Annotated in this window: 22 protein-coding genes; 17 read left to right on the forward strand and 5 right to left on the reverse strand. The window is 67.0% G+C overall.

What is annotated here, in order from left to right:
• Positions 1-12 precede the first annotated feature (12 nt).
• Together AC06E9_RS07885 and AC06E9_RS07890 are read left to right on the forward strand one after the other, a co-directional pair.
• Positions 13-318: a hypothetical protein gene (locus AC06E9_RS07885; protein ID WP_478055851.1), complete on the forward strand. Its 306-nt coding sequence runs from the start codon at positions 13-15 to the stop codon at positions 316-318.
• Complete coding sequence (locus tag AC06E9_RS07890) at positions 293-535, forward strand: hypothetical protein (RefSeq protein ID WP_478055852.1); 243 nt, start codon at positions 293-295, stop codon at positions 533-535. The genes AC06E9_RS07885 and AC06E9_RS07890 overlap by 26 nt, the downstream gene beginning before the upstream one ends.
• A 180-nt stretch (positions 536-715) precedes the next feature.
• Here AC06E9_RS07890 and AC06E9_RS07895 read toward each other — a convergent pair whose 3' ends face one another.
• Positions 716-3,502: a bifunctional diguanylate cyclase/phosphodiesterase gene (locus AC06E9_RS07895; protein ID WP_478055853.1), complete on the reverse strand. Its 2,787-nt coding sequence runs from the start codon at positions 3,500-3,502 to the stop codon at positions 716-718.
• Positions 3,503-3,652: 150 nt separating this feature from the next.
• Between AC06E9_RS07895 and AC06E9_RS07900 the strand changes: the two genes are divergently transcribed.
• Positions 3,653-5,758 (forward strand): sensor histidine kinase, encoded by a 2,106-nt coding sequence (locus AC06E9_RS07900; RefSeq protein ID WP_478055854.1) that lies wholly within the window; start codon positions 3,653-3,655, stop codon positions 5,756-5,758.
• Between the two features lie 4 nt (positions 5,759-5,762).
• Positions 5,763-7,520: an EAL domain-containing protein gene (locus tag AC06E9_RS07905; protein WP_478055855.1), complete on the forward strand. Its 1,758-nt coding sequence runs from the start codon at positions 5,763-5,765 to the stop codon at positions 7,518-7,520.
• Positions 7,521-7,575: 55 nt separating this feature from the next.
• Here AC06E9_RS07905 and AC06E9_RS07910 read toward each other — a convergent pair whose 3' ends face one another.
• The 4 genes from AC06E9_RS07910 to flgA form a co-directional block, all read right to left on the reverse strand.
• Complete coding sequence (locus tag AC06E9_RS07910) at positions 7,576-8,799, reverse strand: ATP-binding protein (RefSeq protein ID WP_121041042.1); 1,224 nt, start codon at positions 8,797-8,799, stop codon at positions 7,576-7,578.
• An 84-nt stretch (positions 8,800-8,883) separates the two neighbouring features.
• Positions 8,884-9,216, reverse strand: coding sequence for a flagellar protein FlgN (locus AC06E9_RS07915; RefSeq protein WP_183073736.1), 333 nt, complete (start codon positions 9,214-9,216; stop codon positions 8,884-8,886).
• A gap of 2 nt (positions 9,217-9,218) precedes the next feature.
• Positions 9,219-9,521 (reverse strand): flagellar biosynthesis anti-sigma factor FlgM, encoded by a 303-nt coding sequence (gene flgM, locus AC06E9_RS07920; protein WP_088435084.1) that lies wholly within the window; start codon positions 9,519-9,521, stop codon positions 9,219-9,221.
• A gap of 109 nt (positions 9,522-9,630) precedes the next feature.
• On the reverse strand, positions 9,631-10,278 hold the full coding sequence (gene flgA / locus AC06E9_RS07925) for a flagellar basal body P-ring formation chaperone FlgA (RefSeq protein WP_478055856.1): 648 nt from the start codon (positions 10,276-10,278) through the stop codon (positions 9,631-9,633).
• A 105-nt stretch (positions 10,279-10,383) separates the two neighbouring features.
• Here flgA and AC06E9_RS07930 point away from each other — a divergent pair, with 105 nt between their 5' ends.
• The 13 genes from AC06E9_RS07930 to AC06E9_RS07990 all read left to right on the forward strand — a co-directional run bounded on the left by AC06E9_RS07930 (position 10,384) and on the right by AC06E9_RS07990 (position 23,709).
• Positions 10,384-11,328 carry a chemotaxis protein gene (locus tag AC06E9_RS07930; protein ID WP_070471614.1) on the forward strand — a complete coding sequence of 315 codons (945 nt, stop codon included), beginning with the start codon at positions 10,384-10,386 and terminating at the stop codon, positions 11,326-11,328.
• Positions 11,329-11,525: 197 nt separating this feature from the next.
• A complete protein-coding gene (gene flgB / locus AC06E9_RS07935) occupies positions 11,526-11,921 on the forward strand; it encodes a flagellar basal body rod protein FlgB (protein WP_152150781.1) in 396 nt (131 codons plus the stop codon).
• Positions 11,922-11,924: 3 nt separating this feature from the next.
• On the forward strand, positions 11,925-12,332 hold the full coding sequence (gene flgC, locus AC06E9_RS07940; protein WP_478055857.1) for a flagellar basal body rod protein FlgC: 408 nt from the start codon (positions 11,925-11,927) through the stop codon (positions 12,330-12,332).
• 26 nt (positions 12,333-12,358) lie between these two features.
• Positions 12,359-13,045: a flagellar hook assembly protein FlgD gene (locus AC06E9_RS07945; protein ID WP_121036762.1), complete on the forward strand. Its 687-nt coding sequence runs from the start codon at positions 12,359-12,361 to the stop codon at positions 13,043-13,045.
• 31 nt (positions 13,046-13,076) lie between these two features.
• Positions 13,077-14,300, forward strand: a complete 1,224-nt coding sequence (gene flgE / locus AC06E9_RS07950; protein ID WP_461769794.1) for a flagellar hook protein FlgE — start codon at positions 13,077-13,079, stop codon at positions 14,298-14,300.
• Between the two features lie 32 nt (positions 14,301-14,332).
• Positions 14,333-15,088, forward strand: coding sequence for a flagellar basal body rod protein FlgF (locus tag AC06E9_RS07955; RefSeq protein ID WP_121036760.1), 756 nt, complete (start codon positions 14,333-14,335; stop codon positions 15,086-15,088).
• Between the two features lie 105 nt (positions 15,089-15,193).
• Positions 15,194-15,979, forward strand: coding sequence for a flagellar basal-body rod protein FlgG (gene flgG / locus AC06E9_RS07960; protein ID WP_102788470.1), 786 nt, complete (start codon positions 15,194-15,196; stop codon positions 15,977-15,979).
• 22 nt (positions 15,980-16,001) lie between these two features.
• Positions 16,002-16,694 carry a flagellar basal body L-ring protein FlgH gene (gene flgH / locus AC06E9_RS07965; protein WP_070471594.1) on the forward strand — a complete coding sequence of 231 codons (693 nt, stop codon included), beginning with the start codon at positions 16,002-16,004 and terminating at the stop codon, positions 16,692-16,694.
• A 157-nt stretch (positions 16,695-16,851) separates the two neighbouring features.
• On the forward strand, positions 16,852-17,940 hold the full coding sequence (locus tag AC06E9_RS07970) for a flagellar basal body P-ring protein FlgI (RefSeq protein ID WP_478055926.1): 1,089 nt from the start codon (positions 16,852-16,854) through the stop codon (positions 17,938-17,940).
• A 1-nt stretch (position 17,941) separates the two neighbouring features.
• The gene (gene flgJ, locus AC06E9_RS07975) at positions 17,942-19,156 is read left to right on the forward strand and encodes a flagellar assembly peptidoglycan hydrolase FlgJ (protein WP_478055858.1); all 1,215 of its coding nucleotides are present in this window, start codon (positions 17,942-17,944) and stop codon (positions 19,154-19,156) included.
• Between the two features lie 8 nt (positions 19,157-19,164).
• A complete protein-coding gene (gene flgK / locus AC06E9_RS07980) occupies positions 19,165-21,045 on the forward strand; it encodes a flagellar hook-associated protein FlgK (RefSeq protein ID WP_478055859.1) in 1,881 nt (626 codons plus the stop codon).
• Positions 21,042-22,244, forward strand: coding sequence for a flagellar hook-associated protein FlgL (flgL, locus tag AC06E9_RS07985; protein ID WP_152150774.1), 1,203 nt, complete (start codon positions 21,042-21,044; stop codon positions 22,242-22,244). Before flgK ends, flgL begins: the two co-directional genes overlap by 4 nt.
• Before the next feature lie 241 nt (positions 22,245-22,485).
• Positions 22,486-23,709 carry a flagellin gene (locus AC06E9_RS07990; RefSeq protein ID WP_121036755.1) on the forward strand — a complete coding sequence of 408 codons (1,224 nt, stop codon included), beginning with the start codon at positions 22,486-22,488 and terminating at the stop codon, positions 23,707-23,709.
• Positions 23,710-23,774 lie beyond the last annotated feature (65 nt).

Genomic DNA, 23,774 nt, shown 5'->3' on the forward strand with positions numbered 1-23,774 from the left:
GATGATTACCTGATGTTGAACGCGTCCATGCTGTCCGTTGCATCTGTTGTCCCCGCCGAGCTGGAGCCGGCGGTGCCGGGCAGTGACGCCGTCACGCTCGCTGCCGCACCTGCCGCACCTGCCGCTGCGGCAGCGCCACTGCAGGGCCGCGCCCTGATCGCCCGGCTGGAGCAGCTTGCCCAGCAGGAGCTGGCGCAGCTGGCCAAGCGACCCTCGCCCGCCCTTGCCGCACTGCCACCCGCGATCGACCCTGCCCTCGCCGGCCTGGCGTGGGATCTGGGCTTGAGCGGTGATGATCTTGGTGCTGCTGCGCGCTGAAGGCGCGGCATCCGCCACGCCTCCCCGATCCGCCTGTATCGACGCAGTTACCGGCGCACAATTGCTCCGTCGCGGATCCGCGAAAGGCATTCAACATGGATATCCTCCCGCCTTGCCTGGCGTGAGCCTGCCGATGCGCGACTACTACCGGATCGAATGCTGCACAGCCGAACGTAAACGCACGCTCGGCTATTGCTGCCTGCCCATCCCGTTGTGAGACACGCTGGTGGCGAGGATCGACTGCAAGGCCCGCCGCGGGGAGGGTCGATTGCAGGTGGGCGCTCCACCGCTTTGCCGCGTTCAATGGATGTGAGGCTGGCGACGCCGTTGGCACCCCCGCCTGACGCACCGTGTCAGGTCAGGCGGGCAGCCCCGCACAGGGCGACGTCGGCCGCCCTCAAACGCTTTGCGTCACCGCCGCATAACTCTCGCGTGGCGGCGTCTGGGTGCCCAGCTTCAACCACTGCGCCAGATCACGCGGCGCCAGCGGCCGCGAGTACAGGTAGCCCTGGATCTCATCGCAGCCCTGGCGCCGCAGCATCGCCTCTTCCTGCTCGGTCTCCACGCCTTCGGCCACGACCTTCATGCCCAGCGCGTGGCCCAGGTGCACGATCGCCTGGGTGACTTCGGCGGTGCCGGCATCGTGCAGCATGCCCTGCACGAAGCTGCGGTCGATCTTGAGGCGGCCGACCGGGAAGCGGTTGAGATAATGCAGGTTCGAGAAACCGGTGCCGAAATCGTCCACGGCCAGCGGCACGCCGTGCCGTTCCAGCACATCGAAGCAATGACGCAGCACCTCGGTGTCACGGATCAGGGCGGACTCGGTCAGCTCCAGCTCGAGGCGCTGCGGCGGCCAGCCGTGGGCGTGGCAGATGTCGATCACGCGCTCGGCAAAACCGCGGTCGCGCAGCTGCACGGCTGAAACGTTCACCGCCACGCGATCGAACTGCAGGCCGGCAGCATCCCACGCGGCGGCTTGGCGGCAGGCTTCGGCCAGCACCCAGTCGCCAATCCGGACGATCTCGCCGCACTTTTCGGCAATCGGGATGAACTCGGCCGGGCTGCAGTAGCCGATGCCGGGGCGATGCCAGCGCAGCAGCGCTTCGATCGCCGGGGGCTGGTCGTTCTCGGCATGCATCAGGGGCTGGTAGGCCAGGGTGAACTCTTCGCGTTCGATCGCGCCAAGCAGCGCGTGCTCGATCTCCAGCTTGCGCTGGATCTTGGCCAGCGCGTCCTGACTGTAATACTGGTACGTGTTGCGCCCGGCTTCCTTGGCCGCGTACATCGCCGCATCGGCAGCGCGCAGCAGCGATTCGAAATCCTGGCGGCTGTCGTCGAGCATCGCGATGCCGACGCTGGCGCCGACCTTCAGCGTGCTCTCGCCGCGGTGCAGTGGTTCGGCCAGCGAGGCGATCAGCTTGCGTGCCACATGCCCGGCATCTTCCGGGGCGGCCAGGTCGCGCAGCACCACGATGAACTCGTCGCCGCTGAAACGGCCGAACAGGTCGTTGTTGCGCAGGCTCTGGTGCAGGCGCGAGGCGGCCGCCTTGAGCAGCGCATCGCCGGTGGCGTGGCCGAAGGTGTCGTTGATGGTCTTGAAGCCATCCAGATCGATGAACAGCATCGCCAGCGGGCTACCACGATCGCGCGCCACCTCGATGGCGTCGGCCGTCTGCTCGCGCAGCAGCATCCGGTTCGGCAGGCCGGTGAGCAGGTCGTAATGCGCCAGCAGCTCGATGCGCTCGTTGGCTTCGCGCTCGCGGGTGATGTCACGGAACAGCACCACGAAGCGGGTCGGCAGGCCGTCGCGGCGGTCCAGTTCGATCAGCACCTGCACCCAGATGCGCAGCCCGGACTGCCGGTAGAAACACAGGTCCAGCTGCTCGGGCAGCCCGCCTTCGGCGATCCGCAGCAGCGCGGCCTCGAAGGCGTCGCGCGAGTCCTGGGTGTACAGGCTCAGCGCCTGGTCCAGGCTGATCGGCTCTTTGCGCAGGCCGTGGATGCGGTAGCACTCCTCGGTCCACTGCATGTGGCGGGTGCCCACCTCGATCTCGCAGCCGCCGATGCGGCCCAGCGCGGAGACGCGGTTGAGCAGCTCGGTGCGCCAGCGGATCAGCGCATCGGTCTGGTGTTGTTCGGTGATGTTCTGGACCTGGCCGAGCAGGCGCTGGATCCGCCCGTCCGGCCCGATCAACGGCTGCATCCACACGCGCAGGTGCAGCGCGCCGCCGTTGTCACGGATCAGCTCCAGCTCCAGCGTGGTGGCCGCGCCATCGCGCCACATCCGGCGCCAGGCGCCACGCAGCCGGCCGCGGGAGTGCGGCTCCAGCTGACGCAGCCAGTGGCGGCGGCCGTGCAGCGGTGCGTCACCGGTCTCCAGCAGCGCCCGGAACTCGGGCGACCACCAGAACTGGCGCGCCTCCGGATCCCACGACCAACTGCCCATGCTGGCGATCCGCTGGGCTTCGCGCAGGTGCACCTGCTGCTCGCGCAGCTGGGCTTCCATCTGCTTCTGGGCCTGGATGTCGGTGTGGGTACCGACCATGCGCAGCGGCTGGCCGTCGGCCGTGCGGGTGACCACGCGGCCGCGGTCCAGCACCCAGCGCCACTCCCCGTTGGGGTGGCGGGCACGGAACTGGGTGGTATAGGCCTCGCTATCGCCGCGCAGGTGGGCATCCATCGCCACACGCACCGCTGGCTGATCGTCCGGGTGGACGTTCTCCAGCAGCGCGCTGACACCTTCGGCGTGACTGTGTGACTCCTCGATGGGCTGACCGTCCCAGCGCCGAGAGCGGCGCACGCTGTCACTGGGCAGGTCCCAATCCCACAGCCCGTGCCCGGCATGGTCCAGGGCCACCTCCCAGCGGCTTCCCGCGTAGGCGGCGACCGGCTCGGGCACGCTCAGGGTGAAGGCAAGCAGGTGCCCATCCGGATCGTGCACGGCGCGCATCCAGCCATCGAAACGCCCACCGCGCCCGCCGGGAAGCTGGCAGGGCACCAGCCCGCCATCTGCGGCGAGCAGGCGCAGGTCTTCCAACACCTCCCCGTAGGCGGCGACCGTTGCAGGCAGGCCATGCTCACGCGCGGCCGGGTTGGCAGCGATCGGGCGACCGGCACGGTCGAGGATCACCAGCGCCGAGGCCAATGGGTGCTGCAGCAGACTCGCGATAATCCCTTGGTCCACGCCCTGTAACTCCGATAACGCACCCGACAACCGGGGAACGCAATCGTTAACGGCGGAGATTGCGGTTTATTGAGTTCCCTGGCGTCCTGCATCCTCGCCCGGGGCAGGTAAGATGACACTCGCCTTGTCCGATTGGCCCCGCCCTGCCCCATGTCGACCCACCTGCCAGGCCCTTCCGAACCCGCTGCCGAGACCCCGCTGGCACGCGATCTGCGCCGGGACCGCTGGCGTGTGGTCGTGGCCTACCTGGTACTGGCCATGGTGTGGATCCTGAGCAGCGACGCGGCGGTCAAGGTGGTGGCCTCGGATCTGCAGACGGCCGCGCAGTGGCAGACCCTCAAGGGCACATTCTTCGTGGTCGCCAGCGCCGCACTGATCTATCTGCTGCTGCGCCCGCTGGCCCAGCACGTGCTGCACACCCACGCGCGGCTGGAGAGTTCGGAAACGCGCCACCGGCAGATGTTCGAAGGCAATCCCGGTCCGATCCTGGTCTACGATCTGGAATCGCTGGCCATCCTTGACGTCAACCCGGCCGCGGCCAGCTTCTTCGGCTTCAGCCGCGAGGCCTTCACCGCGATGCCGATCACCGCGCTGTGGCCGCCGGGGCACGAGGCCATGCTCGAGGCCAAGCTGGACCACATCCGCGCCAACCCCGAGCAATTGTGCGTGATCACCGCCGACCTGCGCCTGAGTGACGGCAGCACGCGGCGGATGGAGATGCGCAGCAATTTCATCGATTACGGCGGCCGCCGCGCGCGTCTGTTGATCGCGATCGACCGCACCCGCGAAGATCAGGCCCTGTTGCGCCGCGACCAGGCGCTGGCCCGGGTGGAAGAAGCGCACGAGATGGCGCGCATTGGCGCGTGGGAGATCGATCCGGCCACCGGCCTGGGCCGGTACGCCAATCAGGTGTATCGCCTGCTCGGGCGGCGCGCGCCCGAAGCCCGGCGCTGGCACCGGTTCGATGAGCTGCTGGTGCCGGCCGATCCGGCCACGGCGGCGCTCAGCGAACAACTGTTGCAGGAGATGAGCTCCGGCGAGCCCGTGCAGATCGATGTGCTGCTGCCGCTGCTGGCGATGGACGGGCGCGCCCTGATGGTGCACCTGCGCGCTGAGAGCGGCCAGGACGACGCCGGCCGCCCGCGCGTGCTGGGCACCCTGCAGGACGTCACCGAGCGCGAGCAGTCGCGGCGCCTGCTGCGTGAGCGCGAAGAACAGTTCCGCGAGCTGGTGCGGGTGCTGCCCGATGGCGTGGTGATCCTGTCCGAGGAGCACGTGCTGTACGCCAATGCCTGCGCGGCCACCCAGTTCGGCTACGGCCACAACACCCTGCTCGGCGAGCCGCTGGCCGCGCTCGTCACCGACGATGACCTGCCCCGGGTGCGGGCGCAGTTGTTCGCCCAGTTGCCCCTGCAGAGCGCGGGGGCTGGCGAAGTGATCGGCATGCGCCGCTTCAACGGCCAGGCGTTCCAGGCCGGCCTTGCCGTTGGCGATGTGCGCTACGGCGGGCGCAACTGCAAGCTGTTGATCGTGCGCGACCTCAGCGAGCCCGAGCGCATCCGCGAGGCGCTGGAAACCAGCAACCGTGAGCTGCAGGCGATGGCCGGCCGGCTGTTTTCGCTGCAGGAGGACGAGCGCCGGGCGATCTCGCGCGATCTGCACGACGACATCGGCCAGGCGATCACCGCGATGAAACTGTCTGCCTACGCCGCCCAGGACGAGCAGGACGCCGCCCGCCGCGATGAAGACCTGGCGCAGATCATCCAGCTGGCCGATGCGACCGTCGGCAAGCTGCGCGACATTTCCACCCTGCTGCGCCCACCGCAGCTGGATGCGCTGGGTCTGGAAGCGGCGCTGCGCTGGCAGGCCGGCGTGCTGTTCCGCTCGGCGGCGATCGAACTGCTGCCGGACATCCAGTCCCTGCCCCGGCGCCCGGCTGGCGACATCGAACAGGCGTGCTTCCGCATCGCACAGGAAAGCCTGACCAACGTGCTGCGCCATGCACGCGCCAGACAGGTCAACCTGCACCTGCGCGATGTGGACGACCACGGCCTGCACCTGCAGGTGCGCGACGACGGCGAGGGCTTCGACCCGGACGGCCCGCGCGGGCTGGGACTGATCGTGATGCGCGAGCGCGCGCAGAGCGTGGGTGGCACATTGCGTATCGAATCGGCGCACGGCGCCGGTACCCTGATCGACCTTTACCTGCCGTACCGCGCCACCGGCGCGACGGCTCACGACACCCTGGAACACTGAGCTCATGTGGAACCCTTCTCTGCCCCTGGTCAGCATCGAGGACGCCCCGCCCCGCCTGGGCGCCGGCAACCCCGAACTGCAGGCGATGGTGACCGAGGCCGCCTCCGGCGGCATGCCGCTGATGCTGATGCACGTGGATATCGACCACTTCGCTTCGGTCAACGAGAACATGAGCGCGGAGGTCGGCGACCAGGCGCTGGTGCTGGTCGCCCAGCGCCTGCAGCACCACCTGCGCGGGCGCGGCAAGCTGTGGCGCCACGGCAGCGATGAATTCCTGCTGGCCGTGCCGCGTACGGCCGATATGCCACTGCCCGAGGACCTGGCCGAGGAAATCCGCCAGCAACTGGAGCTGCCGCTGTCGGTGCTGCCGTACACGCTGTTCATGACCGGCAAGCTGGGCGTGAGCCTGTGCCCGGAGCACGCCACCGGTGTCTCGCGTCTGCTCGACCACGCCGAAGACGCGCTGTACCAGGCCGCCCGCGAAGGCGGCAATGCGGTGCGCATCCACGCCGTGGATACGCCGTCCAGCGCGCACAGCGAGAGCATCATCGCGCGCCAGATTGTCGACGCGATCCCCAATGGCGAGCTCAAGCTGCGTTACCAGCCGCTGGTCAGCGCCCGCGACGGCCACGTGGTCGGCATGGAAGCACTGCTGCGCTGGCAATCGCCCACGCTGGGCATGCTGGTGCCGGAGCGCTTCATGCGCACCGCCGAACGCCTGGGCATCATCGTGCAGATCGGCACGTGGGTGCTGGAAGGCGCCTTGAAGCAGGCCAAGCTGTGGCGCGACCAGGGCTTCGACGATTTCACCATCGCGGTCAACGTCTCCACGCTGCAGCTGCTGCGCCCGAACTTCTTCGCCGAGGTGATGTCGCTGCTGCAGGCCGCCGGCGTGCCGGCGCACATGCTCACGCTGGAGATCAACGAAAGCGCGCTGACCAACAACGTCAACTTCGTCCACGAGACGCTGGTCAACCTGCGCAACGAAGGCATCAGCCTGAGCCTGGACAACTTCGGCACCGGTGATTCCAGCCTCAGCGCGCTGGTCCGCTACCCGGTGGACAAGCTCAAGATCGACCGCAGCTTCATCAAGAGCGCGCCGGCCGGCAACCGCGAAGCCGCGATCGCCCGCGCGATCATCGCCATGGGCCACCAGTTGGGCATGACCGTGATCGCCAACGGCGTGGAATCGCAGGCCCAGCTCGGCTTCCTGCGCCGCAACGACTGCGATGTGTTCCAGGGCTATCTGTTCGGTGAGCCGATGTCGGCCGATGCCGCTGGCATGACCCTGCGCCGCCGGTACCTGCGCCCGGAGGCCTTCGCAGAAACCCGTCCGGACCGCACGCTGCTGCTGCTGGACGACGAAGAAAACGTGCTGCGTTCGCTGGTGCGCCTGTTCCGCCGCGACGGCTACCGCATCCTGGCGGCCGGCAACGTGCGCGATGCCTTTGATCTACTGGCCATCAACGACGTGCAGGTGATCCTGTCCGATCAGCGCATGAGCGACATGAGCGGCACCGAGTTCCTGGGCCGGGTGAAGATGCTCTACCCGGATACGATCCGCCTGGTGCTGTCCGGCTACACCGACCTCAACACCGTGACCGACGCGATCAACCGTGGCGCGATCTACCGGTTCCTGACCAAGCCGTGGAACGATGATGAGCTGCGCAAGCACATCCACCAGGCATTCCGCACGCATGAGGAGCAGCGCCGGGCGAACACGGCACCGGCGCCAGCGCTGCCGGCAGTCGACGCGGATTGAGGCTGCCTGAAAGCCCGCGCAATGCGGGCCAGCGGCCAGCGCGCCCGCTGCCGGATCAGCGCGGCTGTTTGATCGGCAGCACCAGCCGGAACTTGGAGCCCACACCCGGCGTGCTCTCCAGATCGATGCGGCCGTGGTGCTTGTTGATGATGCTGTAGGAGATCGACAGCCCCAACCCGGTGCCGCTGCCGACCGGCTTGGTGGTGAAGAACGGATCGAAGATGCGCTGGCGCAGGTCCGGCGAGATGCCGCCGCCGGTGTCTTCGAACTCCACCCAGACCGTGTCGCCGTCCACGCCGGTGCGCACATGGATCGTGCCGCGGTCGGCAATGGCGTGGCCGGCGTTGAGCAGCAGGTTCATGTACACCTGGTTCAACTCCGACGGCAGGCACTCCACCAGCGGCAGCTGGCCGAACTCGCGGTGCAGGGTCACCTTGTATTTGAGCTCGTTCCAGATGATGTTGATCGTGGATTCCAGGCCCGCGTGCAGGTCCACCAGCTTCCACGACTCATCCCGGCCAGAATACGAGAAGTCCTTCAGATCGCGTACGATCCGGGTCACCCGCTCGATGCCCTCGCGTGATTCGGCCATCAGCTGCGGCAGATCGCGGCTGATGAAATCGATGTCGAAGCGTTGGCGGATGTCATCGATTTCCGGGATCAACGCCTTCGGATCTGGTGCGCGCAGGGCGCGCTCGTAAGCTTCGATCACGGTGAACAGGCTGCGCAGGTATTCCTGCAGGCTGCCGAGGTTGGAGTGCACATAACCGATCGGGTTGTTGATCTCGTGCGCCACACCAGCGGCGAGCTGGCCGATCGAGGCCATCTTCTCCGACTGCAGCAGCTTTTCCTGGGTGCCGTTGAGGCGCAGGTACGCCTGGCGCAGTTCGGCATGGCGCTGCTGCAGCTCGCGCTCGTAATCCTCTTGGCCTTCGATGCGGCGGAACAAGGCCAGATAGTGTCGCTGGCCGCCATCGTCGTGATGGTAGACATGGGCGATGACCATGCGCTCGCCGACCGGCAGGCTGCCGTTCCAGTGGCCGTTGAGGCGCGCCTGTTCCAGCGCATCCGGTGGCAGCAACTGGCGCAGCCATTGCGCTGGAGTCAGTTCGGCATCGCGCTCGGCCTGGCCGAGGATCTCGCTGACGGCGGCATTGGCCAGCGCCACGCTGCCATCCTCGCGGAACAGCAGCACGCCCTCCTTGATCCGTTCAAACAGGGCAAGCAGGACCGGATGCGGGGGCAACGGGGCGGTGACAAGGGCGGAAGTTACGGTCACGGTCACATCGAGGCGGCGGGAAACAGGCGCTCAATATACGCGGTGACGTTCACATCGGCAGCCTGGGGCCGCCAGATGGGGAGATCAGGCGACCGCGAGCGGCCGCCGGGTGTTGAGCGTGTGCGACTGGCCCTTGGCATCGTACGACGCGGCATCTTCGCTGCGGCCGAGCTGGCGCAATGCCCAGTTGACCTCGCGGCGGCGCCGTGAAAGCAGTACGCCGTTGGCACGGTTGCGCTCTGCCAGTTCCTGCACACGCTCGGCCTGGCCAAGCGGCAGCGCGGCTTCGAGTGCCCGCAACGCCTCCAGCTTGGCGCCGGTCGCGCGGATCAGGGCCTGCACGTCATGCTCGACCAATGCCTGGCGTTCGACGTCCAAGGCATCGCTGAGGCGCTGCAGCGGCTCGCTCATCGCCAGCTTCATCCCTGCAGCTGCTGGTCCAGCTCAAGCATGCGCGAGGCGATCGCGTCGGGATTGATCTTGTAGGTGCCGTTCTGCAGCGAGTCGCGCACGGCCTGGACACGGGCCGCGTCGATCGCCGGGGCCGTGGACAGTTCGCGCTGCATCGCCTGCAGGCTGGTGGCTTCGCCGGTCAGGCGCAGGCTGTCAGCGGCTTCCACCGGGCGGGCCGGGGCATCGGTGCTGACGCTCGGCTTGTTGCCGGGAGCGACGCTGCGCAGATGGGCGGTGGCCTGCAGGTTGCCGTCGATTTTCTGGCTCATGGAGTTGTCCTGGGAATGCGGTTCACAAGGGATAACGGCCGGTCGGGCGCCATCTTTAGGGGAATATTGCAGGTTTTACGGGAAATGTGGCCCGTATTCACAATCGTGTTCAGCGCGTCACTAAAACGTCACCGCTGGCTGCGACGGTGCCTTGCACGATCTTGCGGGACGACAGGTTCTCAACCGAGACCCGCTCATTCTCGCCGGCATCGGCCATGGCGCGCCCCGCCACCCGGACCTCCACCCCGCCCCGCCGCGACACCAGCGCGACACTGTCGCCCCGGCGCACCAGGCGCTGCGCGACCAGGTCATTGGCCGAGATCAGACTGCCAGCACTGAGGGTCCTGCGCGCCACGCGGCCGACGGCGGCGGCCGGATCGGCCAATGCAGCGCCGGCGATCCGGGCCGCATCACGCTGGCCAGTAGTGATATCGGCCGCCGACAGGGTTTCTCCAGCGGCCACGCCCCGATTGAGGATCAGCACAGTCTGGTTGCGACGCACCTTTACCGGCACGAACAGGCGCCAGCCGCCTGCATCCGGGCAGCTGACTTCCACGGTACTGGTGCCGGTCGGCTGGGCCGCCAGCGGCTGAGCGCAGGCAGGCAGGCGCAGCGCCGAATCCAGGGTGGTGTCGCCCTCGCTGCCGGCCGGCAAGGTGCCGAGCGCGGCCTGGCGGATGCTATCCACCGGCTGCCAACCGCCGGCCGCCCAGGCGGGCGCCGCCAGCAGCAGCGCGGCAAAGACAAGAGATCGCATGGGCACTCCATGGGCAAGGAACATGCGCAGCACGATGCAAGCCCCATGCCGAACTACCCTCTACGCGGCGCTCAAGTCACCGCCGCTCCCGCCGATACCAAGCCCATGTCTCATGACCTGCTCAACCGCATCGACCAGCGTACGCGCCTGGCCGGCCACAATCGTCTGGCCCTGCTGCTGTTCCGGCTGGGGGGACGTCAGCTTTTTGGCGTGAATGTGTTCAAGGTGCAGGAAGTCCTGCGGCGCCCGGATCTGTTCCAGGTGCCCGGGCTGCCCAGCCAGTTCGCCGGTGTGGCCGATGTGCGTGGCCGCTCGGTGCCGGTGCTGGACCTGGGCCTGGCGATCGGCCATCCCGAGCGTGAGCCCGATGCCGACAAGGCGCCGGGCTACCTGGTGGTGACCGAGTTCAACCGCTCCATCCAGGGCTTCCTGGTCAGCGGTGTGGAACGCATCGTCAACATCGCGGTGGAAGACATCCACCCGCCACCGGAACTGGGCGCCGAATCTAGCTATCTGACGGCGGTGACCCGCTTCCAGGGTGAGCTTATCCAGGTGATCGACGTGGAAAGCGTGCTGGCCGACATCGCCGAGATCCGTGGCGAAGCGGTGCTGGACCCCTCCATGGCCTTGCCTCCCGATGCCCCGCCGATGCAGGTGCTGGTGGTGGACGATTCGCGCGTGGCCCGCCAGCAGATCCGCAGCGTGCTGGACCAGCTGGGGGTCGGGGCGACCCTGCTTTCGGACGGCAAGCAGGCGCTGGACCACCTGCTGCAGATCCACGCCTCGGGCGAAAACCCGGCCGAGCGCTACGCCATGGTGATCTCCGATATCGAGATGCCGGCGATGGATGGTTACACCCTGACGACGGAAATCCGGCGTCACCCGGGTCTGGCCGGCCTGTACGTGCTGCTGCACACGTCCTTGTCGGGCGTGTTCAACAACGCGATGGTCGAACGGGTCGGCGCGAACGCCTTCGTGGCCAAGTACTCCCCGCATGAGCTGGCGGACTTCCTGCTGGACCGCCTGCGCAAGGTCGCAATGGCGGCGTAAGGGGCGGCCGGCCCTGGTGTCGGCGCCCTTCCTCCGGTGGGTTGACGGCATCCACGCATGGCGTGGATCTACCCGGCCCTGCGGGTCGGTGGATTTTCCCGGCGTGAATGATGCCGCCGGGCACCGGCCCCTCCCCTCTGGCGCCCCTCTGGCACGCCGCTTGCACTGCCCCAGGCATCGTCCCGTGGGAGTGCGTCATGCCCAATCTGATTTCGAACTATCTGGGTGTCCATGCCCAGGCCATGCCGTTGCGCGAGCAGCGGATGAAGCTGATCGCCAGCAACCTGAGCAATGCCGACACCCCCGGGTACAAGGCCCAGGACCTGGACTTCGATGCCGCCCTGCGCAATGCCCAGGGGCTGGATGGCAACGGCCTGCTGAAGACCACCAGTGAAAAGCACTATGAGATCGGCGGCGGGTTGAACCCGTTCCAGATCGCCAAGGAAGGCGTGCAGCCGAGCATCGACGGCAACACCGTCGACCCGGATGCCGAGCGTGCCGCCTACGGCCGCGCCGCGCTGGAGTACCGCGCCTCGCTGAGCTTCGTCGAATCCAAGGTGCGCTCCATGCTCACCGCGATCACGGGGCAATAAGCCATGAGCAATCTGCCCATTTTCGATATCGCCGGTTCCGCGCTGCAGGCGCAGTCCGTGCGCATGAGCGCCATCGCCTCCAACCTCTCCAACGCCGACACCGTCGCCGGTTCGGCCGATGCGGTCTATAAGCCGCTGGAGCCGATCTTCCAGTCGGTGACCAGCCGCACCGACCCGAACATCACCACGGTGCAGGTCAAGGAGATCAGCCAGAGCAACGCCGCGCCGATCCAGCGCTACGAGCCGGGCCACCCGCTGGCCGATGCCGATGGCTACATCTACCAGCCCGACGTGGACCCGGTCGCGCAGATGGTCAATCTGATCTCGACCTCGCGCAATTACCAGGCCGGCGTGGAGATGCTGACCACCGCCAAGGAACTGGCGCTGGCCACGCTGACCATGGGTCGCTGACCCTCTTACCGCAGGAATCCCCTCCCATGAGCAGCACCAACGGCGTTGGCCAGAACAGCAGCGACATCTACAGCGCGCTGGGCCTGAACGCGCCCAACAGCGACACCAGCAAGAAAAAGAGCACCCTGGACCAGGCCGATTTCATGCGCCTGATGACCGAGCAGCTGCGTCACCAGGATCCGCTCAAGCCGATGGACAACACCCAGATGGTCGCGCAGATGGCGCAGCTGTCGCAGGTCCAGGGCATCACCGACCTCAACAACACGGTCAAGGGCTTCCAGGATTCGATGTCCAGCGACCAGATCCTGCGCGGCGCGGCCCTGGTCGGCCACGAGGTGCTGGTGCCGTCGGAGAAGCTCGCGCTGGAGAAGGACGGCGATGTGACCGGCATGGTCGCCGCCCCCGGCGCCGGCTTCGTGACGGTGGACATCACCGATGCCAACGGCGTCAAGGTCAACCAGATCAGCGTGGAAGCCAAGGCCTCCGGCGAAGTCACCTTCGACTGGGACGGCAAGGACGCCAACGGCAACCGCATGGCCGAAGGCACCTACACCATCGCCGCCTCGCATACCGACACCGCTGGCACCAAGACCAAGCTCAACACCTACGTGCAGGCCCCGGTGGAGAGCGTCACGGTCGGCACGGACGGCCTGTACCTCAACCTCAAGGGTCTGGGCACGGCCCCGATCGACTACGTGCTCCGCATCAGCTGAGCCGCCTTACCCGCATCCACAGGAGCATCCCATGGGCTTCAACGTCTCGTTGTCCGGCATCAACGCAGCCAATGCCGATCTGAACGTCACGGCGAACAACATCGCCAACGTCAACACCACCGGCTTCAAGCAGTCGCGCGCCGAGTTCGCCGATCTGTTCTCGGCCACCAGCTATGGCCTGTCCAAGAACGCGGTCGGCTCGGGCGTGCGCCTGACCAACGTCGCCCAGCAGTTCTCGCAGGGCAACAACGAACAGACCGGGCGCAGCCTGGATATGGCCATTTCCGGCGAGGGCTTCTTCACCCTGACCATGAACGGTGCCCGCGTGTACTCGCGCGCCGGCAACTTCCAGACCGACCAGGCCGGCTACGTGACCAACCCGCAGGGCGCGCGCCTGCAGGTGTTCGCGCCCAATGCCGACGGCACCAACTTCGATGCCGGCCGCCTGACCGATCTGCAGCTGCTGACCACCGACAGCCCGCCCAAACAGACCGGCAAGGTCGATGTCAGCTTCACCCTGCCGGCCAACGCCAAGGAACCGACGGTTGGTACCTTCGACCCGACCGATTCCAACAGCTACAGCCACTCCACCGGCGGCATCACCGTGTACGACTCGCTGGGCGTGAGCCACACCCAGACCTCGTACTTCGTGAAGACCGAAAACCCGAACGAGTGGCAGGTCTACAACTACGTGGACGGCAAGGCCGCCGGTACGCCGACGCTGCTGAAGTTCTCCGACAGCGGCGCGCTGACCGAGCCGGCCAACGGCCAGATCGTCATGGATCCGTTCACCCCGACCACCGGCGCCGGCGTGCTGTCGATGTCGCTGAACCTCAGCGGCTCCACCCAGTACGGCGAGAAGTTCGCGCTGCGCAACACCCAGCAGGACGGCTACGCGGCCGGCAAGCTCAACGAGATCACCGTCTCCGAGGAAGGCATCGTCTACGCGCGCTACTCCAACGGCGATGACAAGCCGCTGGGCCAGGTCGCACTGACCACCTTCAACAACGCACAGGGCCTGGAAGCCAAGGGCAACAACCTGTGGGTGGAGAGTTTCGCCTCCGGCACCCCGCGTACCGGTTCGCCGGACAGCTCCAACCTGGGCAAGATCCAGGCCGGTTCGCTGGAAGCCTCCACGGTCGACCTGACCGAGCAGCTGGTCAACATGATCACTGCCCAGCGCAACTTCCAGGCCAACTCGCAGATGGTCTCCACGCAGGACCAGATCACCCAGACCATCATCAACCTGCGTTGATGAGCCACTGACCGCAACACGGGATTACACCGATGGACAAGGCACTCTACGTCGCGATGACCGGTGCACGCGCTTCCCTGCAGGCGCAGGGCACGCTCTCGCACAACCTGGCCAACACCGACACCCCCGGCTTCAAGGAGGCGCTCGCCAACACCGAGGCCTTCCCGATCAAGGGGACCGGCTACGCCTCGCGCGTGGATGCCCTGCACGTGGACGCCGGCTTCAACCGGCGCATGGGCGCCCAGCAGATCACCGGCAACCCGCTGGATCTGTCGCTGCAGGCCGGCAACTGGCTGGCCGTGCAGGCACCCGGCGCCAATGCCGGTGAGGCGTATACCCGGGGTGCGGCGCTCTCGATCACGCCCAATGGCCAGCTGGTGACCGCCGGCGGCCATCCGGTGCTGGATGAGAACAGCAATCCGATCGCGATCCCTCCGCACCAGGCGATGGACATCGGCAACGACGGCACGATCTCGATCATTCCGCTGGGCGAAGGCCCGCAGACGATGGCCAACGTTGGTCGCATCCGCGTGGTGCAGGCCGACGACGCACGGCTGGAGCGTGGCCTGGACGGGCTGATGCGCAACACCGATCCGCAGCAGCCGTTCGTGCAGGCCCAGGGCAAGTCGCTGGAAAGCGGCCAGCTGGAAGGCAGCAATGTGGATGCCGCCGGTGCGCTGGTGCAGATGATCCAGCTGCAGCGCCAGTACGAAATGCAGGTGAAGGTGATCAAGCACGGCGACGACAACGCCCGCAGCGCCAACAGCCTGCTGCGCCTGGGCGGCTGACCATCGCCGGTGACGTAATCCCGGCGCGGTTCTGGCACGCGCCATGCATTGCCCTTCGCAAGGGCCGCACCACGCGGCCATCCGCTACAACACAGGAATGACGCCATGAACCAGGCATTGTGGATCGCCAAGACCGGACTGGATGCGCAGCAGACGCGCATGTCGGTGGTTTCCAACAACCTCGCCAACACCAACACCACCGGTTTCAAGCAGGACCGTGCCAGCTTTGAAGATCTGCTGTACCAGCAGGTCCGCCAGCCCGGCGGCGCTTCCTCGGCGCAGACGCAGTTGCCCTCGGGCCTGCAGCTGGGCACCGGTGTGCGCGTGGTCGCCACCTCCAAGAACTTCGAGCAGGGCAGCCAGCAGCAGACCGGCCGCGCGCTGGATGTGATGGTCAACGGCCGCGGCTTCTTTGAAGTGCAGATGCCGGATGGTTCTTCGGCCTATACCCGCGATGGCTCGTTCCAGCGCAACCAGGATGGCGAGCTGGTCACCAACAGCGGCTACCCGGTGCAGCCGGGCATCCAGATTCCGGAAGGCGCGCAGTCGCTCACCATCGGCACCGACGGCACCATCAGCGTGAAGATGGCCGACGACGCCGCCTCGGTGGAAATCGGCGCGCTGACCCTGACCGACTTCGTCAATCCGGCGGGCCTGCAGGCCCGCGGTGAAAACCTGTTCCTGGAAACCACCGCCTCCGGCCCGGCGCAGAACGGCAACCCCGGCCTCAACGGCCTGGGCACCGTGGTGCAGGGTGCGCTGGAAGGCAGCAACGTCAACGTGGTGGAAGAACTGGTCTCGATGATCGAAACCCAGCGCGCGTACGAAATGAACGCCAAGGCGATCTCCACCACCGACGCGATGCTCGGCTACCTCAACCAGAACGTCTGATCGGTCGATCCGGAAACCTGCCATGTCGCGTCTTGCTCCTACCCTCCGCCTGCTCGCCGCCGCCGTCATCGTCGCCACCCTGAGTGGCTGCGTGATCGCCGGCGATGTCCGGCCCTACCCGGCCATGGCGCCGGTCGAACCGATCATGCCGCCCTCGGCCCAGGCCACCGCCGGGGCGATCTACGCTGCCGGCCCGGGCCTTCAGCTGTACTCGGACCGGCGCGCCCGCGATGTCGGTGACCTGCTCACGATCACCCTGACCGAGAGCACCACCGCGCAGACCACCGCCAACACCTCCACCTCGAAAGAGTCGGAGCTGAGCATCGGCACGCCGACGATCTTCGGCGCCCCGGTCACGCTGGGCGGCAAGGACATCCTCAGTGCCAGCGCCGCCGGCTCGCGCGATTTCACCGGCAAGGGCACCAGCGCGCAGAGCAACCGCCTGCAGGGCAGCGTGACCGTCACGGTGATCCAGCGCCTGCCCAACGGCAACCTGGTGGTACAGGGTGCCAAGAACCTGCGCTTGAACCGCGGCGATGAGCTGGTGCAGGTGCAGGGCATCGTACGCGCGGCGGACATCTTCCCGGACAACACCATTCCTTCCAGCCGTGTTGCCGATGCCCGCATCGTTTACGGCGGCCGCGGTGCGATCGCCCAATCCAATGCGATGGGCTGGTTGAGCCGCTTCTTCAACTCGGCGCTGGCGCCGTACTGAGCCTGACATGACTTTCTTCCTCTCCCTCATTTGCCGTCAGCGAAGCGCCGAAGCGTGCCCAGAGGCGGCGCGGTCAGATCCGGGCGCGTGGCGACGCCTCGAGCCGACCGGCGCCCTCTGGTCATGGGGCGCGGCGTCGCGCTACACGACACGCGCTATCGTGGCGCTGCTGGCCGTGTTCGCGCTGGCTGCGCCTGCTTCCGCCGAGCGCATCAAGGACCTGGCCCAGGTCGGCGGCGTGCGCGGCAATGCGCTGGTCGGCTACGGCCTGGTGGTTGGCCTGGATGGAAGCGGCGACCGCACCAGCCAGGCCCCCTTCACCGTGCAGAGCCTGAAGAATCTGCTCGGCGAACTCGGCGTGAACGTGCCCGCGAACGTCAACCCGCAGCTGAAGAACGTGGCGGCCGTGGCGATCCATGCCGAACTGCCGCCGTTCGCCAAGCCCGGCCAGCCGATCGACATCACCGTTTCCTCGGTGGGCAACGCGGTCTCGCTGCGCGGCGGCTCGCTGCTGATGGCGCCGCTGCGCGGTGCCGATGGGCAGGTCTATGCGATTGCCCAGGGCAACCTGATCGTGGGTGGCTTCGGCGTGCAGGGCAAGGATGGCTCGCGCGTCTCGGTCAACGTGCCCAGCGTCGGCCGCATTCCGAACGGCGCGACCGTCGAACGTGCCCTGCCGGACGTGTTCAGCGGTGGTGGCGACATCACCCTGAACCTGCACAAGAACGACTTCACCACCGTCTCGCGGATGGTCTCGGCATTGAACAATGCGTTCGGTGAAGGCGCCGCCCGCGCGATCGATGGCGTCACCGTTGCGGTCAACGCACCCTCTGATCCGGGCGCACGCATCGGTCTGCTGGCTCGTATCGAAAACCTGGAACTCACTCCCGGCAGTGCGCCGGCCAAGGTGGTGGTCAATTCGCGGACCGGCACCGTGGTCATCGGTTCGCAGGTACGCGTCGGCGCGGCCGCGATCTCGCATGGCTCGCTGACGGTGACCATCAACGAGAACCTCAACGTCAGCCAGCCGGGCGCGTTCAGCGGCGGCCAGACGGCGGTCACGCCACAGTCGACCATCACCGCGACCAATGATGGCAGCCGCATGTTCAAGTTCAGCGGCGGCACCACGCTGGATGAAATCGTGCACGCGGTGAATGCCGTGGGCGCCGCCCCGGGCGATCTGATCGCCATCCTGGAAGCCCTCAAGCAGGCCGGCGCGCTCAGCGCCGAACTCGAGGTGATCTGACATGCGTATTCAACCGGCCCTGGAACTCAATCCCGCCCAGCCCAACAGCCCGGCCAAGGTCGACAAGGTCGCCCGCCAGCTGGAAGGCCAGTTCGCGCAGATGCTGATCAAGAGCATGCGTGAAGCGAGCTTCGGCGATTCGCTGTTCCCCGGCGAAAACACCATGTTCCGCGAAATGTACGACCAGAAGATCGCCGATGCGATGACCCGCGGCCGTGGCCTGGGGCTGTCGAGCATGATCGCGCGCCAGCTGGGTGGCCCCGAGGGCGAGGCGGCCAAGCCGGTCGATACCACGCTCAACCCGGCCGCCGCGCTGCGTGCCTATCAACTCAATGCACCGGCCGCCGCCATGCCGCTGCCGGCCAGCACCGCACCGGCCGCGCCGCGCGAGGTTGACCTGCTGCAGCAGCTCGGCGGTGGTGAGCCATCGGCCGTGCTGCAGCCGATGGAGCGTGCCCTGGACCTGATTGCCGGCCGTGAAAGCAGCCAGATGCATGAGGCGATCGGCCGCAGCGATCCCTACGCGGCAGTCGCCGATACCGATCCGGCCAGCGCCCACTGGGCCATGGCCGATGACCGCTGGACCGGCGTGAACCGTACTGCGGCCACCGGCCCGAGCGCCGCCGATACCCTGGCGGCCAACACGGCTGCCGCCGAGCTCGGCCCGCACACGCCGGAAGGCTTCGTGGCCAGCATCTGGGGCCATGCCCAGCAGGCCGCACGCGAGCTCGGCGTGGATGCCAAGGCGCTGGTCGCCCAGGCCGCGCTGGAAACCGGCTGGGGCCGCAAGCTTGTCCGGCGCAGTGGTGGCGACAGCTCGCACAATCTGTTCGGGATCAAGGCCAACGGCTGGCAGGGCGAACGTGCCACCAGCGGCACCCATGAATACGTCAACGGCGTGCGCCGTAACGAAACGGCGAGCTTCCGCGCCTACAACTCGGTCGGCGAGAGCTTCGCCGACTACGTGCGCCTGCTGAAGACCAGCCCGCGCTACCAGAACGCCCTCCAGGCCGGCAGCAACGTGCGCAGCTTCGCGCAGGGGCTGCAGCGCGCCGGCTACGCCACCGACCCGACCTACGCGGCCAAGATCGCCGCGATCGCCGGCGGCCCGACCATCGAGCGCGCCGTCGCGGCGGTGAGCGATGCCGGCGAGCGCCTGGGCCGCACCTTTGCCAGCACCGCCAGCCCGACCGGGCTGGGTGTCATCCGTCGTTGAGGTAATCCATGTCCAGCGTACTCTCCACCGGCACCAGCGCCCTGCTCGCTTTCCAGCGCGCCCTGGCGACCACCAGCCACAACGTCGCCAACATCAAGACCCCGGGCTACAGCCGGCAGAAGGTGGACTTCGCCACGGCCGACCCGCAGAACTACGGGTACGGCGACGTGGGCAATGGCACCCGCATCACCGACGTCCGCCGGGTGGCGGACCAGCTGGCGATCTCGCGGCTGCTCGATGGCAGCGGTGAACTGGCGCGCCTGAAGCAGCTCTCGACCATGGCCGATCGCGTGGATGCGATGTTCTCCGACACCGCGACCAACGTCGCCGGGGTGTGGTCCAACTTCTTCGATTCGGTCAGCGGGCTGTCCTCCAATGCCTCCGGCAGTGCCGACCGGCAGAACATGCTGGACAGCGGCAAGACCCTGGCCAACCGCTTCCAGCAGCTCAACACCCAGCTCAACAACCTCAATGGCGAGGTCAACAACGGCCTGATCGCCGGCGCCACCGAGATCAACCGGTTGGCCCAGGAGATTGCCCAGCTCAATGGGTCGATCGGCGGCAATGCCGCGACCGCCGCGCCGGATCTGCTCGACCGCCGCGACCAGCTGATCGCCAATCTGGTCGGCTACACCGGCGGCACCGCGGTGATGCAGGACGGCGGGCTGATGAACGTCTACACCGCCGGCGGCCAGGCGCTGGTGGTCGGCACCACGGCCTCCAAGGTCACCACCGTCACCGATCCCTATCAGCCCGAGCGGCTGCAGCTGGCGCTGGAAAGCCAGGGCCAGAAGATCACCATCGAGGGCAAGACGCTCGGTGGCCAGATCGGTGGCCTGCTGGAGTTCCGCGACACCGTGCTGACCCCGGCCCAGGCCGAACTGGGCAAGCTGGCGATCGGCATGGCCAGCAGCTTCAACGACGTCCACCGCCAGGGCGCGGATCTGTACGGCAACATGGGCGGTGACTTCTTCACCATCGGCAACCCACGCATCACCGCCAACAGCGCCAACGTCGGCACCGCCAGCATGAGCGCCAGCTTCGGCGACCTCTCCAAGCTGGACGGCCAGAACATCGTGATGAAGTTCGATGGCACCCAGTGGCAGGCCACCCGCGCCGACACCGGCGCCGCCATCCCGATGACCGGCGCCGGCACCGCAGCCGACCCGCTGGTACTCAACGGCGTAGCGCTGGTCATGAGCGGCACGCCGGCCAAGGACGACCGCTTCCTGCTGCAGCCCACCGCAGGCGTGGCCGGCAGCATGGCCGTGGCGATCACCGATACCTCGCGCATCGCCGCCGCCGCCCCGATCAAGGGCACCGCCGCGATGGCGAACACCGGCACCGGCAAGCTCACCGGGGTCAAGGTGACCGACCCGGACAACGCCGCCCTGCGTAATCCGGCGGCGATCGTGTTCATCAGTGCCACCGAATACACCATCGATGGCGGCCCCCCCAGCACCTACACCGCCGGCCAGACCATCACCGCCAACGGCTGGAGCTTTGTCCTCGACGGCGCGCCCAAGACCGGCGACACCTTCAACATCGGGCCGACCTCGGCCGGTTCCTCGGACAACAGCAATGCCCTGCTGCTGGCCAAGGTCGAGCAGGCCAAGACCTTCAATGCGGGCACGGTCACGCTCAGCGGCGCGCTCGGCGGCCTGACCACCCAGGTCGGCGCGGCCGCACGCTCTGCGGAGTACTCGCTGATGGCGCAACAGGTGATCACCGACCAGGCCCAGGCCGCGCGCGACTCGATCTCCGGCGTGAACCTGGATGAGGAGGCCTCGGACATGCTCCGCCTGCAGCAGGCCTACCAGGCCGCCTCGCAGCTGATCTCCACTGCCGACAACATGTTCCAGACCATCCTCGGAGCCGTCTCGCGATGAACAACCGCATTTCCACCGGGATGATGTTCAATCAGTCGGTGTCCCTGATGCTCGCCTCGCAGGCGAAGATGAACCATCTGGAGCGCCAGATCGCCACCGGCAGCAAGATCGTGTCGGCCAAGGACGATCCGGTCTCGGCCGGCAGCGCGGTCGGCCTGGACCGCACCCTGGCCTCGCTGGACCGCATGCAGCTCAACGCCGGCAACGTGCAGAACCGGCTGGGGCTGCAGGAAAACGCGCTGGCCCAGGTGGGCGACATGATGGGCCGCATCACCGAGTTGACCATCTACGCCAACAACCCGGGCCTGGCCGCCGCCGACAAGCAATCGATGGTCACGGAAATCGAGGCGATCCGCGGCAATCTGCTCGCGGTGGCCAACAGTACCGACGGTACCGGCCGCTATCTCTTCGGTGGTACGGATGACGGCAGCCCGCCCTTCAGCCAGGTGGATGGCCGCATCGTCTACAACGGCGACCAGAACCAGCGCGAGGTGGAGGTTGGCCCGGACACCTACGTGAAGGACGCCCTGCCCGGCAGCGAGATCTTCATGCGCATCGTCACCGGCGACGGGCATGTGGATGGCAAGGCCAGCCCCGGCAATACCGGCAGCGCCGTGCTGACCAACATCACCCGCGACAGCGACGGCAGCTGGAATGGAGAAGGCTTCAGCGTGCGCTTCACTGGCGCCGACAGCTATGACCTGCTGGATGCCGGTGGCGCCGTGGTGTCCAGCGGCACGCTCAAGACCGGCGACGACCTGGTGGTCAACGGCGTGCGCCTTCACATCGAAGGTGCGCCCGCCGCGGGCGATATCGTCGAGGTCAGCCCCGCGTCCAGCCGCGACATCTTCGGCACCCTGGATTCGCTGATCGGCGCACTGAAGATGGATACCGGTACCCCCGCCCAGCAGGCAGCCCAGCAGAACCTGCTGCAGAGCGGCCTGCGCGACGTGGCCCGCGCCTCGGAGCGGATGATCGACTCCCGCGCCGCCGGCGGCGCCCAGCTCAAGGCGCTGGACAACGCCTCGGACATGCGGGAATCGAACGTCGTCACGCTCAAGACCACCCTCTCGCAGATGCGCGACCTGGACTACGCCGATGCACTGAGCCAGTACCAGCTGGAGAAGACCGCCCTGCAGGCGGCCCAGACGCTGTTCTCGCAGATGCAGTCGATGTCGCTGTTCAACATGATCCGCTGACCCCCCTGCAACCCGGGGTGGCCTCAAGGCCGCGATGCTTCGAGCATCGCGGCCTTTTTCGTTTTGGGGCGTGAAATCGGGCCGCCTCCGCCTCCCCTGCAGATCCGCGTGAATCTCCGCCTAAAGGTTGTTGACAAAGCGCCGTTATTGATTTGGCAACAGCGAAGCACACAGCCAAAAACAAAAAAACGGCGGCGCTTCGTTCCATTCACCACCGGGATTCCAATAAGGGAGACGACCCATGGCACAGGTAATCAACACCAATACGATGTCGCTCAACGCTCAGCGCAACCTGAGCACCAGCGGCAGCTCGCTCGCTACCACCATCCAGCGCCTGTCGTCGGGCCTGCGCATCAACAGCGCAAAAGACGACGCCGCCGGCCTGGCAATCTCCGAGCGCTTCGGCACCCAGATCCGCGGCACCGATGTCGCGATCCGCAACGCCAATGACGGCATCTCGCTGGCCCAGGTCGCGGAAGGTTCGCTGAGCGAGATCGGCAACAACCTGCAGCGCGTCCGTGAACTGGCTGTGCAGGCCTCCAACGCCACCAACTCGGCCAGCGACCGCAAGGCACTGCAGGCCGAAGTGACCCAGCTGGTCAGCGAAATCGACCGCGTCGCCAAGCAGTCCGACTTCAACGGCACCAAGCTGCTGGACGGCAGTTTCACCAGCCAGCTGTTCCAGGTAGGTGCGAATGCGGGTCAGGCGATCGCGATCAACAGCGTCGTGGATGCAAAGGCGACCTCTTTGGGCGCCACCACCTTCGTCGACGCCGGCAGCATCACGCTCAACGCGGCAGCAGTTACCACTGCAGCGGGAAAGATCGAAGGCGTGATGGTGGGTGAGATCAGCATCGGCGATGTCGAGTTCGACTACACCGTCCCCGCCGGCACCACGGCGGAACAAGCGGCGACCGCGACCAAGAATCAGGAAAACGCCACCAAGGCCATGATGGCGGCCATCAACGGCAAGTTGAGTGAAACCGGTCTGCATGCTGCACAACAGACCGACGCGGCGGGTGTTGCCACTCCTGGTGTCATTACCCTGACCTCGATCAAGGCAGACAACAAGGTGGCCGACGTGGCCGTTACTTCCGCTGGGACGCCTCCCGCCGCCTTGAACACGCCTGCCGCGGGTGGCGGTCCGTCGCATGTCTCTGACATCAAGATCGACACCGTTGCCGGCGCCCAGCAGGCTCTGGAAATCGTCGACAAGGCGCTGGAATCCGTCAACAGCGTCCGCGCCGACCTCGGCGCCATCCAGAACCGCTTCACCTCGGTGGTGGCCAACCTGCAGACCTCCTCGGAAAATCTGTCGGCCTCGCGGAGCCGCATCCGCGACACCGATTTCGCCAAGGAAACCGCGGAACTGACCCGTACCCAGATCCTGCAGCAGGCCGGCACCGCCATGCTGGCCCAGGCCAACCAGGTTCCCCAGAACGTGCTCAGCCTGTTGCAGCGCTGACATGCGACGCCCCTGAAGCACGTCAGGGGCGGCTAACCCAACTCACGTGCAACTGCTCAAGGACC

It is taken from the genome of Stenotrophomonas sp. Steno-Z10-BAI (genome assembly GCF_056393115.1).